At 63.0% G+C, this 14,078-nt stretch carries 17 protein-coding genes and 1 other RNA gene; 12 read left to right on the top strand and 6 right to left on the bottom strand.

Annotation, left to right across the window (positions count from 1 at the left end):
• The first annotated feature begins 1 nt into the window (after position 1).
• The 3 genes from R1T45_RS10135 (at position 2) to rpmG (ending at position 1,509) form a co-directional block, all read left to right on the top strand.
• A complete protein-coding gene (locus R1T45_RS10135; RefSeq protein ID WP_317390750.1) occupies positions 2 to 691 on the top strand; it encodes an N-acetylmuramoyl-L-alanine amidase in 690 nt (229 codons plus the stop codon).
• 11 nt (positions 692 to 702) lie between these two features.
• Positions 703 to 1,182, top strand: an RNA gene (rnpB, locus tag R1T45_RS10130) — RNase P RNA component class A.
• Between the two features lie 159 nt (positions 1,183 to 1,341).
• Entirely contained in the window at positions 1,342 to 1,509 is a 168-nt protein-coding gene (rpmG, locus tag R1T45_RS10125; protein WP_007119221.1) for a 50S ribosomal protein L33, read from the top strand.
• 147 nt (positions 1,510 to 1,656) lie between these two features.
• Here rpmG and R1T45_RS10120 read toward each other — a convergent pair whose 3' ends face one another.
• From R1T45_RS10120 to R1T45_RS10110, 3 genes are read right to left on the bottom strand one after another with little or no spacing between them, the layout of a single operon-like run.
• On the bottom strand, positions 1,657 to 2,064 hold the full coding sequence (locus R1T45_RS10120; RefSeq protein ID WP_317390749.1) for a hypothetical protein: 408 nt from the start codon (positions 2,062 to 2,064) through the stop codon (positions 1,657 to 1,659).
• The gene (locus R1T45_RS10115; RefSeq protein WP_132444415.1) at positions 2,061 to 2,681 is read right to left on the bottom strand and encodes a DUF5671 domain-containing protein; all 621 of its coding nucleotides are present in this window, start codon (positions 2,679 to 2,681) and stop codon (positions 2,061 to 2,063) included. The genes R1T45_RS10120 and R1T45_RS10115 overlap by 4 nt, the downstream gene beginning before the upstream one ends.
• Before the next feature lie 3 nt (positions 2,682 to 2,684).
• A complete protein-coding gene (locus R1T45_RS10110) occupies positions 2,685 to 3,140 on the bottom strand; it encodes a nucleoside deaminase (RefSeq protein ID WP_120351572.1) in 456 nt (151 codons plus the stop codon).
• A gap of 62 nt (positions 3,141 to 3,202) precedes the next feature.
• On the opposite strand from R1T45_RS10110, the gene R1T45_RS10105 reads away from it, so the two are divergent.
• The 9 genes from R1T45_RS10105 (at position 3,203) to dtd (ending at position 11,227) form a co-directional block, all read left to right on the top strand.
• Positions 3,203 to 4,285: a pseudouridine synthase gene (locus R1T45_RS10105; protein ID WP_317390748.1), complete on the top strand. Its 1,083-nt coding sequence runs from the start codon at positions 3,203 to 3,205 to the stop codon at positions 4,283 to 4,285.
• 56 nt (positions 4,286 to 4,341) lie between these two features.
• Positions 4,342 to 4,629, top strand: coding sequence for a hypothetical protein (locus R1T45_RS10100; protein ID WP_236629051.1), 288 nt, complete (start codon positions 4,342 to 4,344; stop codon positions 4,627 to 4,629).
• Positions 4,630 to 4,632: 3 nt separating this feature from the next.
• A complete protein-coding gene (locus tag R1T45_RS10095) occupies positions 4,633 to 5,547 on the top strand; it encodes a 5-bromo-4-chloroindolyl phosphate hydrolysis family protein (protein ID WP_317390747.1) in 915 nt (304 codons plus the stop codon).
• The gene (locus R1T45_RS10090) at positions 5,547 to 6,743 is read left to right on the top strand and encodes a toxic anion resistance protein (protein WP_317390746.1); all 1,197 of its coding nucleotides are present in this window, start codon (positions 5,547 to 5,549) and stop codon (positions 6,741 to 6,743) included. The genes R1T45_RS10095 and R1T45_RS10090 overlap by 1 nt, the downstream gene beginning before the upstream one ends.
• A gap of 22 nt (positions 6,744 to 6,765) precedes the next feature.
• A complete protein-coding gene (locus tag R1T45_RS10085) occupies positions 6,766 to 7,728 on the top strand; it encodes a DUF2927 domain-containing protein (protein ID WP_317390745.1) in 963 nt (320 codons plus the stop codon).
• Positions 7,729 to 7,763: 35 nt separating this feature from the next.
• Positions 7,764 to 8,876 carry an SPFH domain-containing protein gene (locus tag R1T45_RS10080; protein WP_317390744.1) on the top strand — a complete coding sequence of 371 codons (1,113 nt, stop codon included), beginning with the start codon at positions 7,764 to 7,766 and terminating at the stop codon, positions 8,874 to 8,876.
• Positions 8,877 to 8,992: 116 nt separating this feature from the next.
• Positions 8,993 to 10,105 carry a TFIIB-type zinc finger domain-containing protein gene (locus tag R1T45_RS10075; protein WP_132444412.1) on the top strand — a complete coding sequence of 371 codons (1,113 nt, stop codon included), beginning with the start codon at positions 8,993 to 8,995 and terminating at the stop codon, positions 10,103 to 10,105.
• Positions 10,102 to 10,779 carry a nitroreductase gene (locus R1T45_RS10070; RefSeq protein WP_067935444.1) on the top strand — a complete coding sequence of 226 codons (678 nt, stop codon included), beginning with the start codon at positions 10,102 to 10,104 and terminating at the stop codon, positions 10,777 to 10,779. The genes R1T45_RS10075 and R1T45_RS10070 overlap by 4 nt, the downstream gene beginning before the upstream one ends.
• Before the next feature lies 1 nt (position 10,780).
• Positions 10,781 to 11,227, top strand: a complete 447-nt coding sequence (gene dtd / locus R1T45_RS10065; protein ID WP_132444411.1) for a D-aminoacyl-tRNA deacylase — start codon at positions 10,781 to 10,783, stop codon at positions 11,225 to 11,227.
• A gap of 193 nt (positions 11,228 to 11,420) precedes the next feature.
• On the opposite strand, the gene R1T45_RS10060 is transcribed toward dtd, so the two are convergent.
• The 3 genes from R1T45_RS10060 to R1T45_RS10050 all read right to left on the bottom strand — a co-directional run bounded on the left by R1T45_RS10060 (position 11,421) and on the right by R1T45_RS10050 (position 14,055).
• Positions 11,421 to 11,681, bottom strand: coding sequence for a hypothetical protein (locus R1T45_RS10060; RefSeq protein ID WP_120351580.1), 261 nt, complete (start codon positions 11,679 to 11,681; stop codon positions 11,421 to 11,423).
• The gene (locus R1T45_RS10055; protein ID WP_240791579.1) at positions 11,671 to 11,913 is read right to left on the bottom strand and encodes a DUF1127 domain-containing protein; all 243 of its coding nucleotides are present in this window, start codon (positions 11,911 to 11,913) and stop codon (positions 11,671 to 11,673) included. The genes R1T45_RS10060 and R1T45_RS10055 overlap by 11 nt, the downstream gene beginning before the upstream one ends.
• Before the next feature lie 261 nt (positions 11,914 to 12,174).
• Complete coding sequence (locus R1T45_RS10050) at positions 12,175 to 14,055, bottom strand: acyl-CoA synthetase (RefSeq protein WP_120351581.1); 1,881 nt, start codon at positions 14,053 to 14,055, stop codon at positions 12,175 to 12,177.
• Positions 14,056 to 14,078: the final 23 nt, after the last annotated feature.

The raw sequence follows: 14,078 nt of genomic DNA, 5'->3' as shown, positions 1-14,078 counted from the left end.
GATGCCTGTCGCGCCTGACGTGACGGCGCATCCCTCGCCGAATTGCGGCCCGCGACGCGGCGGGCTGCGGCCCCGGCTTATCGTCCTCCACCACACGGCCATGACCAGCGCCCAATCGGCGCTGGATCGCCTCTGCGACCCCTCTGCGGCTGTCTCTGCGCATTATCTGATCTGTGGCAACGGGCGCATCCTGCAATTGGTTAAAGAAGACCAGCGCGCTTGGCACGCGGGCGTCGGCGAATGGGCGGGTCAGGACGACATCAACTCCCGCTCCATCGGGATCGAGTTGGACAACCGCGGCGATCACCCCTTCTCAGAACCACAGATGCGCGCGCTCGAAACCCTCCTGCCCGGCATCATGGAGCGTCACGGCATCCCGCCCGAAGGGATAATCGGCCACTCCTGCATGGCACCGGGCCGAAAGGTCGACCCCGGCCCCCGATTCGATTGGGCACGGCTGGCGCGGCGGGGGCTGGCCTTGTCTGCGGGCGACGGCGTTGCGCCAAAGACCTCCACAGCCGACACCTTCCGCGACGCCGCGCAAGCTGCAGGCTTCACCGCGCCCTGTGACGATGCCACGCTGCTAGAGACCGTGCGGATGCGTTTCAGGCCCCACGGGCGCGGCCCTCTCACCCCCGCAGACCTTGCCGCCCTGCCCGCCCCCATTGACGCGCCACGCGGCGGCGTCTAGGGCGGGGATGCGCGGAAGGCTGGATGGCCGCTGCGTCGACTCGCGTCGCATGACCGACGACCACTCCCGTCACACGCATGTGTGACATCCGTGGCGTCGCTTTTGCGGGGCAAAAGCGACGTAGAGGAAAGTCCGGACTCCAAGAAGAAACGGTGCCGGGTAACGCCCGGGCGGGGCAACCCGACGGAAAGCGCCACAGAAATGAAACCGCCCCTTGGTCCGGCTTGCCGGAACCCCCAAGGGGTAAGGGTGAAACGGTGGGGTAAGAGCCCACCGCGGGGCTGGCAACAGCTCTGGCACGGCAAGCCCCACCGGGAGCAATGCCAAATAGGGACCGCGCGCCGTTGATCTTCGGGTCAAAGGCGGGGCACTTCTGCCCCAGCAGGTCCGGGTTGGCAGCTATAGCTGCATCGGCAACGGTGCAGTCAGAGGAATGGTCATCGCCTGTTTTCGGACAGGTACAAAATCCGGCTTATAGGCCTTCCGCGCATATTCCTGCCCTTTCAGGTCCGAAAGGCAGGTTTTTCGACGAAACCGGCGTCTTTCGGCATCGGACGGGCAAATAGCGGTTGACTCGGGCGCGGGTCTGACTAGAACCCGAAATTCAGAATTCACGCACGCCTGCGCGGCCGTGCAGCAGGAGAAGACACATGGCGAAGCCAACCACGATCAAGATCCGCCTGAACTCGTCCGCGGGCACAGGCCATTTCTACGTGACCAAGAAGAACGCACGCACCATGACCGAGAAGATGGTCATCAAAAAGTACGACCCCGTTGCGCGCAAGCACGTCGAATACAAAGAAGGCAAGATCAAGTAAGATCGCCTGCTTTGAACGGTTTCAAAAGGCCACGCGGTTTGCGCGTGGCCTTTTGCGTTGTGGAGCCGGGTAAGGCGAGCTTAGCGCAGCTTTAACCGACCTAAGCCGCCGGGCAGCGGCAGGCCGTCAATCGCACCCCTCTCCCGCTCAGGGCGCCTGCACCACCCATTGTCGCGAAGATGGGACGCGCCGATAGCGCAGGCACCCCACCGCCCCGTCGAAATGCAGCCGCTCCCGCCCAGAGGCGACCGTTTTCTCTTGAGGCACCTCAAAAGTCGCGCAGACAGCGAGGCTCTCAGCCCCTCGCGCCACCTCATAGCCGGCGCCGGTCAGCGGATCGTGGAGGCTCTGCTCTGTGCTGCGACAGGCGCGAGAGAACGCCGCCTGCTCTGCAGTCTCGCAAATAAGCGCATCGGCGAGGTGCCGCAGGTCTGCCAGACGGGTCTGGTCACGGCTTTCGGCCCGCGCATGACCCGGCCCGCCGACCACGGCGAAACCGGCAAGGAGCGCGGCCAAGACCACAGCCACGGCACCGCCAAAGAACAGCCGGTTCACCCGGTCGCCCCCTGCCGCCCATCGCGGCGGTAATAGCCAAAGATGCCCCCGGCGATTCCCGCCACCACCAGCGCCTTCAACGCGAATTGCACTGTCAGGTCGCCACTGAGGAAGGCATAGATCACCGCTACCAGATCGCCCAACAGGACCGCAGCGGCGAAAAGCAGGGTCACGTAGGTCATCCAACTGCGAATGGCCGAGCGCGCCAGCGCCGGATCAGCGGCCAACCGCCTGTTTTCGCGGGTGGCCAGCCACAGGTACAGCGGCAACGTCACGATCAGCACCGCCATGGCCCAGCGGATGCGATAGGTCGCCCCGCCGCCCTCTGAGGAGATGAAGTGGTCGATCAAAGCATGCAGCAGCCCCACCAGATACCCCGCGCCAAAAAGCAGCGCCCCGAACATCAGCGCATAGACAAAAAAATCCCGCGCCGTGACCACGGGTCGCGGACGTGGCACCGGCGGGGCAAAAGGCACATCCGCCCAGCCTTCCAATGCGTCGCTGACCTCTTGCGCTGACCAGCCCGCTTGGCCCAACACTGCGGCGATCTCAACGCGGCTTTTGCCTGCGCTGAGCGCATCCCGCACGAATTGCGCCAAATCCCTATTGCCTGCCATGGGTTACCCCCCTCTTTTGGCTTGGAAAAATGCAGTTAAAAGCTGCTCTGAGTCCCGCGCGGCGATGCCGTCAAAGACCTGCGGTGCGTGATGGCACTGGGGATGCGAGAACACCCGCGCGCCCTGCGCTACGCCGCCTGATTTGGGGTCTGCCGCACCATAAAACAAGCGCTCCAGCCGCGCGGCGGCGATGGCCCCGGCGCACATTGCGCAGGGCTCCAACGTGACGTAGAGCGCGTGACCGATCAGCCGTTCTGAGCCAACAGCCGCACAGGCCGCACGCAGGGCCAGCATCTCGGCATGGGCGGTGGGATCGTTGCGCGCGCGGGTTTCGTTGCCTGCCGTCGCGACGATCTGCCCTTCGGGTGAGACGACAACCGCCCCCACCGGCACCTCGCCACGCGCGGCAGCGGCGCGGGCCTCGGCCAGCGCCTGACCCATATATGAGCGAAACTCCATTCCGTCACATGGCCGCAAACGCCACCCTTTCGCAAGCCCGTGAAACAGGGTAAGCGCAGTGTATGAACGCAAAAACGCCCCCCTCCGGCTCCGGCCAGCAAAACACCGACACCGATGCTGACGCCAGCACATCCAAGGGCGACCGCATCGCCAAGGTGCTGTCGCGCGCCGGTATTGCCTCGCGCCGCGAGGCCGAGCGCATGATCGAAGCGGGCCGCGTGCGCGTGAACGGAGAGCAGATCACCTCGCCCGCGCTGAACGTCACACCTGAGGATAAGATCACCGTCGACAACACCCCCGTCGGCGCGCCCGAGCCGCCGCGCATCTGGCTTTATCACAAGCCCACCGGGCTGGTGACGACAAACTCTGACGAGAAGGGCCGCGAAACGATCTTTGATGCCCTGCCCGAGGACATGCCCCGCGTGATGACCGTAGGCCGGCTTGACCTCAATTCCGAAGGGCTTTTGCTGCTGACCAACGATGGCGGCGTGAAACGCAAACTGGAACTGCCCAGCACCGGCTGGCTGCGCCGCTACCGCGCGCGGGTGAATGGCCGCCCCACGGATGAAATGCTGGAGCCTCTGCGCCGCGGCATCACCGTGGAGGGCGAAAATTTTCAGCCGATGGATGTGACGCTGGACCGCCAGCAAGGCGCGAACGCTTGGCTGACCATCGGCCTGCGCGAAGGCCGCAACCGCGAGATTCGCCGCGCGATGGAGGCCGTGGGCCTGACTGTGAACCGACTGATCCGCATCTCTTACGGCCCGTTCCAATTGGGCGAGCTGAAGATCGGCGAGGTGGAAGAACTGCGTCGCAAGGTCGTGCGCGATCAATTGGGCCTTGAGTTGGAAGACCCCAGCGGCACCGCTGTCAAAAAGCCCACGGGTCTGCGCCGCCCGCCACGCCGCAAACCCGGCGGCTTCGGGGGCGCGGGCCAGCCCGGTCTGCCCGTACAACCCGGCGAAGATGACGAACCGCCGCCCCGCCGTGGTGGCGGCAAGGCGAAGAATGCACCGCGTGGCAAGGCAACCCAAGGCAGGCCCAGTGGTAAACCGGGGGCGCGTCCCGCAGGGCGCCCCAATGCGAAGCCGGGCGGTAAACCGGGGCCAAAGCCCGGTGGCCGGGGGCCAAAACCCCGCCGCTGACCGGCGCTGCCCCAAGTTGCCCTGCGCGTTTCCGGAACGCTGCCGACCTGCGTGCGTTGAATAGAGAACGGCAGGGCAAGATCAGCGCGAAACCGCTGGCAGAAAAGGGCAATATGTTGCGAATAGTGATGTTTTTGGTGGCCTTGGCCGCGCTCGTGGTTATCATCCTCGGCGCGGCCTCGCTCTTGGGGCGCGCGGCTGACAGTGCCGGCACGGCGCTGCGCCCGATCTGGGGCGGCGAGAGGGGAAACATGATGGCGCCAACGACCTTTCAGAAAATCGCCTTTGGGGCGTTGCTGGTTTTGCTGCTTGGACTGACCAGCGGTTTTCTCGGGGGGCTTTGATCCATGGCGCAGCGCTTTGGCGGCAAATATAGCCCCGACACGGACGCCACCCCCGGCAGCACACCGCGCAAGACCCGCCGCCTGCGGGTCGATCCTGTGGGCGGGCGGGTGAACCTGATGTTCTTGCCCCCGGTCCTGCTGGCTGGAACCTCGCTTATCGGTGGCGCGGGCACGCTGGTCCTTGGCCTTGGCGGGGCGTTTTTGTTGGCTTCGGGCGTCTGGCTACTGCGCGACGGACTGCTGGCCGAGGCGGAATACCACGAACGCAAAGTTGCCCGCCGCCCGGTCCTGCCGCGCAAAATTTTGGCTGCAGTATTGGCGGGCGCTGGCGCGGCCCTTGCTGCATACAGCAATGACCCGAGCCTGATCGCAGCCCTGCTCTACGGCCTCGCGGCCACGGCCTTGCACCTTGCGGCATTTGGCATTGATCCCCTGCAGAACAAAGGCATGGAGGGGATCGACACCTTCCAGCAAGACCGCGTCGCCCGCGTGGTAGATGAGGCCGAAAAGCTGCTCTCGGGCATGAGCCAAGCGATCTTGCGTGCAGGCGACCGGCGCGCCGAAGCCCGGCTGGCCGAGTTCCAAGAAACCGCCCGCCATTTGATCCGCACCGTCGAAGAAGACCCCCGCGACCTGACCGCCGCCCGCAAATACCTTGTCGTCTATCTGCGCGGCGCGCATGATGCGACGGTGAAATTCGCCGACCTCTATGCCCGCAACCAAGACGCGCAAGCCCGCGACGACTACCTCGCTTTGCTCGACGATCTGGATCAGAACTTTGCCGCCCGCACAGCGAAGTCCCTGCTGGACGACCGCAGCGATCTGAACGTGGAAATCGACGTGCTGCGTGAACGCCTCTCCCGCGAGGGGGTCCGACTGGAACAGCCCGCCCCTGCAAATACCAAGGAAGATCAGTGATGACCGATGCCCTCCGTGAAAAAGCTGCCCAATCGCAAGGGTTGGTGGAAGAAGTGAACGCAACCGTTTTGCCCGAACCGGCGGATGCCAATGCCATCGTGCCATTGGCCAAAGCCGATGCAGCACAGAGCACGGAAATCCAAAAGCGTATGGCCGAGATTGACGTGACCGATACGCAGTCCATCGTCAGTTTCGGCTCTGCCGCGCAGGCCGAGTTGCAAGAAATCAGCCAATCCATGCTGGCCGATGTGCGCAACAAGGATGTCGGCCCCGCGGGCGATAGCCTGCGCACCATGGTCAGCGCGATCCGCGGCTTCTCGGTCTCTGAGCTGGACGTGCGGCGCAAACAAAGCTGGTGGGAAAAACTGCTGGGCCGCGCCACCCCATTCGCCAAATTCACCGCGCGCTTCGAAGAGGTGCAAGGCCAGATCGACCGGATCACCGACAACCTGCTGGCGCATGAGCATACGCTGTTGAAAGACATCAAATCGCTCGACCTGCTTTATGAAAAGACGCTGCAATTCTACGACGAACTGGCGCTTTATATCTCGGCCGGTGAGGCCAAGATCGAAGAGTTGGATCACAAGACCATCCCCGCCAAACAGACCGCGCTGGATAAGGCGAACGAAGACGATCAGGTGATGCGGGCGCAGGAACTCCGTGATCTGCGTGCCGCCCGCGATGATCTGGAGCGTCGGGTGCATGATCTGAAACTGACACGTCAGGTCACCATGCAATCCCTGCCTTCGATCCGTCTGGTGCAGGAGAACGACAAAAGCCTCGTGACCAAGATCAACTCGACCTTGGTGAACACCGTACCGCTGTGGGAAACGCAACTGGCCCAAGCCGTCACCATCCAGCGCAGCGGTGACGCGGCCAATGCGGTGCGCGAGGCGAATGACCTGACCAACGAATTGCTCACCTCCAACGCCAAGAACCTGCGTGACAGCAACAAGGTGATCCGTCAGGAAATGGAGCGCGGCGTCTTCGACATCGAAGCGGTGAAACAGGCCAACGAAGACCTGATCGGCACCATCGAAGAATCCCTGCAAATCGCCGATGAAGGCAAGGCAAAACGCGCCAATGCCGAGAAGGAGTTGCAGGAAATGGAAGGCCGTCTGCGCGACACACTGGCCGCCGCCAAGGCCCGCGAAACGGGCTTGGGCGACACCACAGGCAACGCGGTGCCAAGCTAAGACCGACGTGAGGGAACAGGTAATGCAAGAACGTCTGCGCAGAAAACTGCGCGCCGGGGGGGCGCTGGCGCTGGGCATGCTATTGCTGGCCTGCGCCGAACCCGCGCCCGTCTTGCAACAGGTCGCCAAGCCGCAGGCCCGCCCTGCGGCAAAGCCCCCCTCTCCGGCTGTGGTGGCCAAACCCACTTCACAAAAAAGCGCCATGCTGCGCAGCTATTTGCATCAGGTCGAGAAGGCGCAGTTGAGCCAGGATTTGCTGCGCCAAGACGGCGGCGGTGATGACACGCCCTTTACCAGCGAAATGCTGGTCCGCAACTTTGAGCAGATCGCCCTTTATAACGAATATGACGGCAATTTTTCCGGCCACGGTGGGGCCAGCCCGCTGCGCCGCTGGGAAGGGCCTGTTCACATGCAGATCATCTTTGGTGATAGCATCCCCCCGTCGCAACGCCGCTCTGACACCACCAACATCAAGGCTTTCGCGCGACGCCTTGCCCGGGTTACGGGGCATCCGATCTCAACGACAGGCACGCCTAATTTCATAGTGGTTGTGGCTTCTGAAGATGACCGGGTCGATGCTTTGACCCATGCTGCGGAAAAGGTCGCGGGCGTAAGCCCATCGTCGCTCCGTGCGATGCGCAACATGCGCCGCGACACCTATTGCGCCGTGGCCGCCTATGCCGCAGGCGACAACCCGAATGTCTATACCGCCGCCGTGGCGGTGATCCGCTCGGAAAACCCCGGGTTGCTGCGGCTGTCGTGCATCCACGAAGAACTGGCCCAAGGCTTGGGTCTGGCCAATGACAGCCCCGCCGCGCGCCCGTCGATCTTTAACGATGACGACGAATTCGCCTTGCTGACCAAACACGACGAACTCCTGCTCAAGATGCTCTATGACAAGCGTCTGCGCCCCGGCATGACAGCGGAGCAGGTCAACCCGATCACCCGGATCATCGCACGCGAGTTGACGGACGGGCCGGTGTAACGCAGCTTTACGACGAAAGAATAAGGACCATCCCCATGGGCATTTTCGATTTCCTCTCCGGCCAGTTCATCGACGTCATTCACTGGACCGACGACACCCGCGACACCATGGTTTGGCGGTTCGAGCGTGAGGGCCATGAGATCAAATACGGCGCCAAGCTGACGGTGCGCGAGGGGCAAGCGGCGGTCTTTGTGCATGAGGGGCAGTTGGCGGATGTCTTCACCCCCGGTCTCTATATGCTTGAGACCAACAACATGCCGATCATGACCTCGCTTCAGCATTGGGACCATGGCTTCAAAAGCCCGTTCAAGTCCGAGATCTATTTCGTCAACACCATCCGGTTCAATGATCTGAAATGGGGCACCAAGAACCCGATCATCGCCCGCGATCCTGAGTTCGGCCCCGTGCGCCTGCGCGCCTATGGCACCTACTCGGTCCGCGTGAGCGACCCAGCGAAGTTCCTGACCGAGATTGTCGGCACCGATGGTGAATTCACCATGGATGAAATCTCTTACCAAATCCGCAACATCATCGTGCAGGCCTTTTCCCGCACGCTGGCCTCCTCTGGTATCCCGGTGCTCGACATGGCCGCCAACACGCGCGAACTGGGCCAATTGGTCGGCAAGGATATCGCCGCCCAGATCGCCGAATACGGGCTGGCGATGCCCGAGCTCTACATCGAGAACATTTCCCTCCCGCCCGCGGTAGAGGCGGTGATGGACAAACGCACCTCCATGGGCGTGGTCGGAAATCTAAACGAATACATGCAGTTCCAAGCGGCTGAGGCGCTTGGCCGCGATGGCGCGGGCGGGGCGGCGATGCAAACCGGCCTTGGCGCGGGTCTGGGCATGAGCATGGCGCAGGCGGCCAGCGCACAGGCCGGCCCTTGGGGCGCGCGCCCTGCCCCCACCGCCGCGCCGGTTCCGCCGCCCCCGCCGCCGGTCGAAAAGGTCTGGCATATCGCCAAAGATGGCGCGACCTCCGGGCCCTTTTCCAAGGCCGCGATGGGCCGCAAAGTGACCGAAGGCAGCCTCGGGCGCGATGCTCTGGTCTGGACGCCGGGCCAAGATGGTTGGCAGCGGGCCGAGGATGTGGCCGAGCTGGCGCAGCTCTTTACGGTGATGCCACCGCCGCCGCCTCCGGCCTGATCCGCTGGCGCGAGGGATAACACCTTTGCGCGCAGACGGCCTGCCCCCCGTGGCCCCCTCTAGGGCTGCGGCCCCCCCATCCGCACCGCCGCGATTGACCTTGCAAAGCACCCCTGATGTCCGCCACCGATCTGCCCCCCGCCGCCCCGCTAGAAGAGCACCGTTTCCCCTGTGACACCTGCGGCTCTGACATGCGCTTTGATCCGGCGCAGTCGCTGCTGATCTGCGATCACTGCGGCAATGTGGAGCCTATCGACGGCACGGGCCGCCACGCCCATGCCATCGCCGAGCAAGATTTCCGCGCAGGCTTGCAATCCGCCCTGCCCGCTGCCGAAATGGAAGAGACCCGCGTCACCACCTGCCCCAATTGCGCGGCGCAGGTGGAATTCGAGCCCGGCAAACACGCCGCCGAATGCCCCTTCTGCGCCACGCCCGTGGTGATCGACACCGGCACCAACCGACATATCAAACCCCGCGCCGTGCTGCCCTTTGCCCTGCCCGAAGAAAGCGCCCGCGATGCCATGAAAGACTGGCTCGGCGGTCTTTGGTTCGCGCCCAATGGCCTGCAGCAATATGCCCGCAAGGGCCGCCGGATGCAGGGTATTTACGTGCCGTTCTGGACCTATGACGCGCAGACCGCCTCCAGCTATCGCGGGGAGCGGGGCACGGTCTATTACGTCACGCGCACCGTTATGCGCGATGGAAAACGGGTGCAGCAACAGGTGCCGAAAATCCGCTGGCGGGCGGCGTCGGGCCGGGTTGCGCGGTTCTTTGACGATGTGTTGGTGCTTGCCTCGCGTTCTTTGCCCAAGAAACACACCGATGCGCTGCACCCTTGGGACCTCTCGGCGCTGGAGCCCTATGCGCCGGAATACCTCGCCGGTTTCCGGGCCGAGGCTTACGGCGTCACGCTGGAGGAAGGCTTTGTTCAGGCCCGCGCCCATATGGACCGGGTGATTGAACGGGACGTGAAATTCGACATCGGCGGGGACCGCCAGCGGGTGCATGACATCAACACGCAGATCAGCGATGTGACCTTCAAACATATCCTGCTGCCGGTCTGGCTGGCCGCGTATAAATACCGCGGCAAGACCTATCGCTTTGTGGTGAATGGCCACTCCGGCAAGGTGCAGGGCGAACGGCCCTATTCCGCGATCAAAATCACTTTCGCCGTGGTGCTGGGGCTGATCGCCGCCGCCATCGTCGGCTATTTCATGGCCCAGCAATGACCCAGACCTATGACCAATTCACCGACCTCTTGCAGGCCCGCTACTCCTGTCGCGCCTTTCTCTCTGACCCACTGCCCGAGGAGACCATCACCCAGATTGTCAGCGCCGCGCGTCACGTGCCCTCATGGTGCAATGCGCAGCCATGGCAGGTGACCGTAACGCGCGGCGCGGGCACCGACGCCTTTCGCGCCGCACTGCTTGAGGCCGCAAGCGCAAATACCCCGGTGGAGCCGGACCTGCCGTGGCCCACAGGCTATTCAGGCGCCTATGCCGAGCGTCGCCGCACCTGTGGCTTCCAACTCTACGACGCGGTGGGCATCGCGAAATCCGACCGCGACGCGCGCAAGGCACAGATGCTGCGCAACTACGCGCTTTTTGACGCGCCGCATGTGGCCATCGTGACCGCCCCGAGCGAGCTTGGCCCCTATGGTGCGATGGACTGCGGCGGCTTCGTCACGGCCTTCACCCTCGCCGCGACGGCGCTTGGCGTGGCCAGCATCCCGCAGGCCGCCATCGCCGCCTATGCGCCTTTGGTGCGTGAGGTGCTTGATCTGCCCGAGGATCGGCTGGTGCTCTGCGCGATCTCATTCGGCTATGCCGATGCCAAGCATCCGGCCAATGGCTTTCGCACCGAACGGGCGGCCCCCTCAGAGATTATCGATTGGAAAGACTGACATGCGCGCATTGCTGCAACGGGTGACCGAGGCGTCGGTCACGGTCGAGGGTGACATCATCGGAGAGATCGGCCCCGGCCTGCTGATCCTTGTTTGTGCCATGCCCGAAGACACCGAAGAAACCGCCGAGAAACTCGCCCTGAAAATCTCTAAACTCCGGCTTTTCAAGGATGAAGGCGGCAAGATGAACCTGAGCCTTGCGCAAACCGGCGGCGCGGCCTTGGTGGTGAGCCAATTCACCCTCGCCGCCGATACCTCGCGCGGTAATCGCCCCGGCTTTTCCGGCGCGGCAAAGCCGGACATGGCAGAGGCGCTTTACGCGCATTTCGCCCGCAGCCTCGCCGCTCTGGACATTCCAGTTCAGATGGGACGGTTCGGCGCCGACATGTCGGTGGCGCTGGTCAATGACGGGCCGGTGACCCTCTGGCTCGACAGCGCAGCGCCTTGATATTGGGGTAGAAAGCATGGACCGGCAAGCTTGGGAGGAGGTAAGCTTGCCGGTCGGTATAACGGGTCCGGGAGGAGGAGGACCGTTAATATGCGGTGTCAGATCAACCCGGGAAGGAGGAGCGGGGTCCGGCACCTGACAATGCAGCGCGCAGGGCGCGACATTGATTGCTGAAGGTCATAAGCGCTGCGGCTTACAGACCGTCGTATTCTTCTGTCACCAGCGCTTGGGCGTGCTGCGGGATCTGGTTGCGGTCGATGCCCGCGCGCTCAAGCTGTGCGTCGCTCATGCTGTTGAGGACGGACTGCATACGCGAAATCTGCATTTGGGTGACGCCACGCGCCAGCAGGGTGCCGACTTTGCCAGCAGCGGTGCCAAGCGCACCGAATACCGGAGCGGTCGCGTCACGCAGGGAGAAACCGTGAGGGGCGGATAGGGTGTTGTCATACTTCATAGGTCTGTTCCTTCGAAAGTTCTTCCGACGCAACACGCCGGATGTCGTACCGCGCGATGCCGATGTCCGACAGTTCGCGATCACTCAGTACGTTAAGTTCTGTGAAAGTTCGGTTGTAAGCTGCGCGCCGGGCCTTGATCTGGGCCACACGACGGCGCATGCCGTCAAAGGTGTGATGAAGCCCATCGAGCGCGGAGCTCAGGGTGGTGCCACGTGAGATTGCCATCGTCATAAGCGCAACTCCTTTCAGAATGCTGCAAGTGCATTATCAATGCTGCAATGCAGAAGTAGTACGCTCTGACCCTATTTTGAACCCGCAGAATTTGCATAGGCGCTATGCCTGTCGCGAAAGGCCGGGGGCTAACTAAAAGTAAACAGCCTAAAATTTTTGCGCCGATACACAGGAAATGTGCATCGGCGCAACGCAGCGGGGCTGCAATCGGGGAATTTGGGGAATGGGGGCGATCTAGGCCGCCCTACCCGTTTGAGTCGTTTAGCTCACAGGTTCCCAAGGGCGCGTATAGACGCTGAGCACTTTCGACACGTCGTCATGCGTGGCGTCATGCATGGTGACCTGAGCCACCAACCCGCGCTTTTTGTCGTCTATCACGTCGGTCACCCGCGCAGCACAGCCCGCCTTCTCAAGGCTGCCATTATAGACCCGCGTGATCGCATCCTTGCGCAGGTCGGGCTTGAAGATCTTGCCCACGGCGGTCTTGGGCAACTCATCCATGATCTTGAGGTGCTTTGGCTGGGCAGCACGTTCGGCGACATGCTCGCGCGCAAAGGCGAGCAGTTCCTCTTCGGTGACCTTGGCGCCCTCCACCAGTTCGACGAAGGCACAGGGCACCTCGCCCGCATGGGGGTCGGGCTGGCCGATGGCGCCCGCAAAGGCGACGGCCTCATGGCCCAGCAGCGCCTCTTCGATCTCGGCGGGGTCGATGTTGTGACCGCCGCGAATGATCAGGTCTTTGGCGCGGCCCGTGATCCAGATGTAGCCATCTGCGTCAATCCGGCCCAGATCGCCAGTGCGCAGGTATTTGCCGTGGTAGAAGAGGTCTTTGTTCTTGTCTTCCTCGACATAGGTATGGCCCGCAAAGACACCGGGGTTCGACACGCAGATCTCGCCGATCTCATCCGTTTCCGCGTCAATCGGCCCGTCTGCCGTGCCCTTGATGATGCGCACATCCGAATAGGGGAATGCGATGCCGATGGAGCCGACCTTTTTGGGGCCATCCGTCGGGTTACAGGACACAAGGCAGGTCGCCTCGGTCAGGCCGTAGCCTTCGACCAGCGTGACGCCTGTGGCCTTTTCAAAGCGGCGGAAGAGTTCCAGCGGCAGCGGGGCCGAGCCGGAGAAGGCGGTCTTTACGGTGCTGACATCCGCATCGATTGGGCGCTGCATCTTGGCCGAAATCGCCGTGGGCACGGTGATGATAAAGGTGATCTTCCACCGCTCGACCAGCTTCCAGAAGTTGTCAAAGACCCCGTCCCCGCGATAGCCCTGCGGCGTCGGAAAGACCACATGCGCGCCCGAAGACACGGCGGCCATCAGGATGACGTGGCAGGCAAAGACGTGGAACAGCGGCAGCGGACACATGATATTGTCCTGCTCGCTGAACAGCAGGCGATGGCCCAGCCAACCGTTGTAGATCAGCCCGGAATACTTGTGCTGCGCGACTTTGGGCATGCCGGTGGTGCCGCCGGTGTGGAAATAGCAGGCAACGCGGTCTTCTTGCACATCCTCAAAGTTGAGCGAAGTGTTCTGTTTGGCGATTTCGGCGTTGAAGTTAAGGTATTTCGCCTGATTGTTCACCATCCCCTTGGGCCGCACCAGCGGGACGATCCAGCTTTTCGGTGGGGTCAGATAGCGGACCAGATCAACTTCGAGCACCGTATGCACCTTGGGCGCAAGACGCACCGCCTCGGCGGTCTTTTGGGCCACATCCGTTTTGGGGAAAGGCCGCAGGGTAACGACGACCGATGCGCCGACCTCGCGCAGGATCGCGCCGATTTGTTCGGCATCCAGCAGCGGATTGATCGGGCTGACGATCCCGGCCACGGCGCCGCCCAGCAGGGTAATCGTCGTCTCGTTACAGTTCGGCAGCACATAGGCCACCACGTCTTTCTCGCCCACGCCGAGGCTGCGGAACAGGTTCGCGGCCTGCGTCACACGGCCATGCAACTCTTTCCAGCTCAGCGTTTCGGCCTTGTCTTTGGGGCCTGAGAATATCTGATAGCTGACGGCGTTGTGGTTGGGGAATTTCGCGGTCGTATTGCTCAGCATTCCGTAGAGCGTCTTGGCCACGTCGCGGTCTTCCCACGGCATTTCCGCCGCGATGGCATTGCGGTCTTCGATCCCGGCGAATGTCATGGTGTCTCCTCCCCTATGCCGGT

The organism is Sulfitobacter sp. LC.270.F.C4 (assembly GCF_032922545.1).
In the GTDB taxonomy this organism is placed as follows: domain Bacteria; phylum Pseudomonadota; class Alphaproteobacteria; order Rhodobacterales; family Rhodobacteraceae; genus Sulfitobacter; species Sulfitobacter profundi.
Note: the sequence above shows the minus strand (reverse complement) of the source record. Positions and strands in the feature narration are given on the sequence as shown.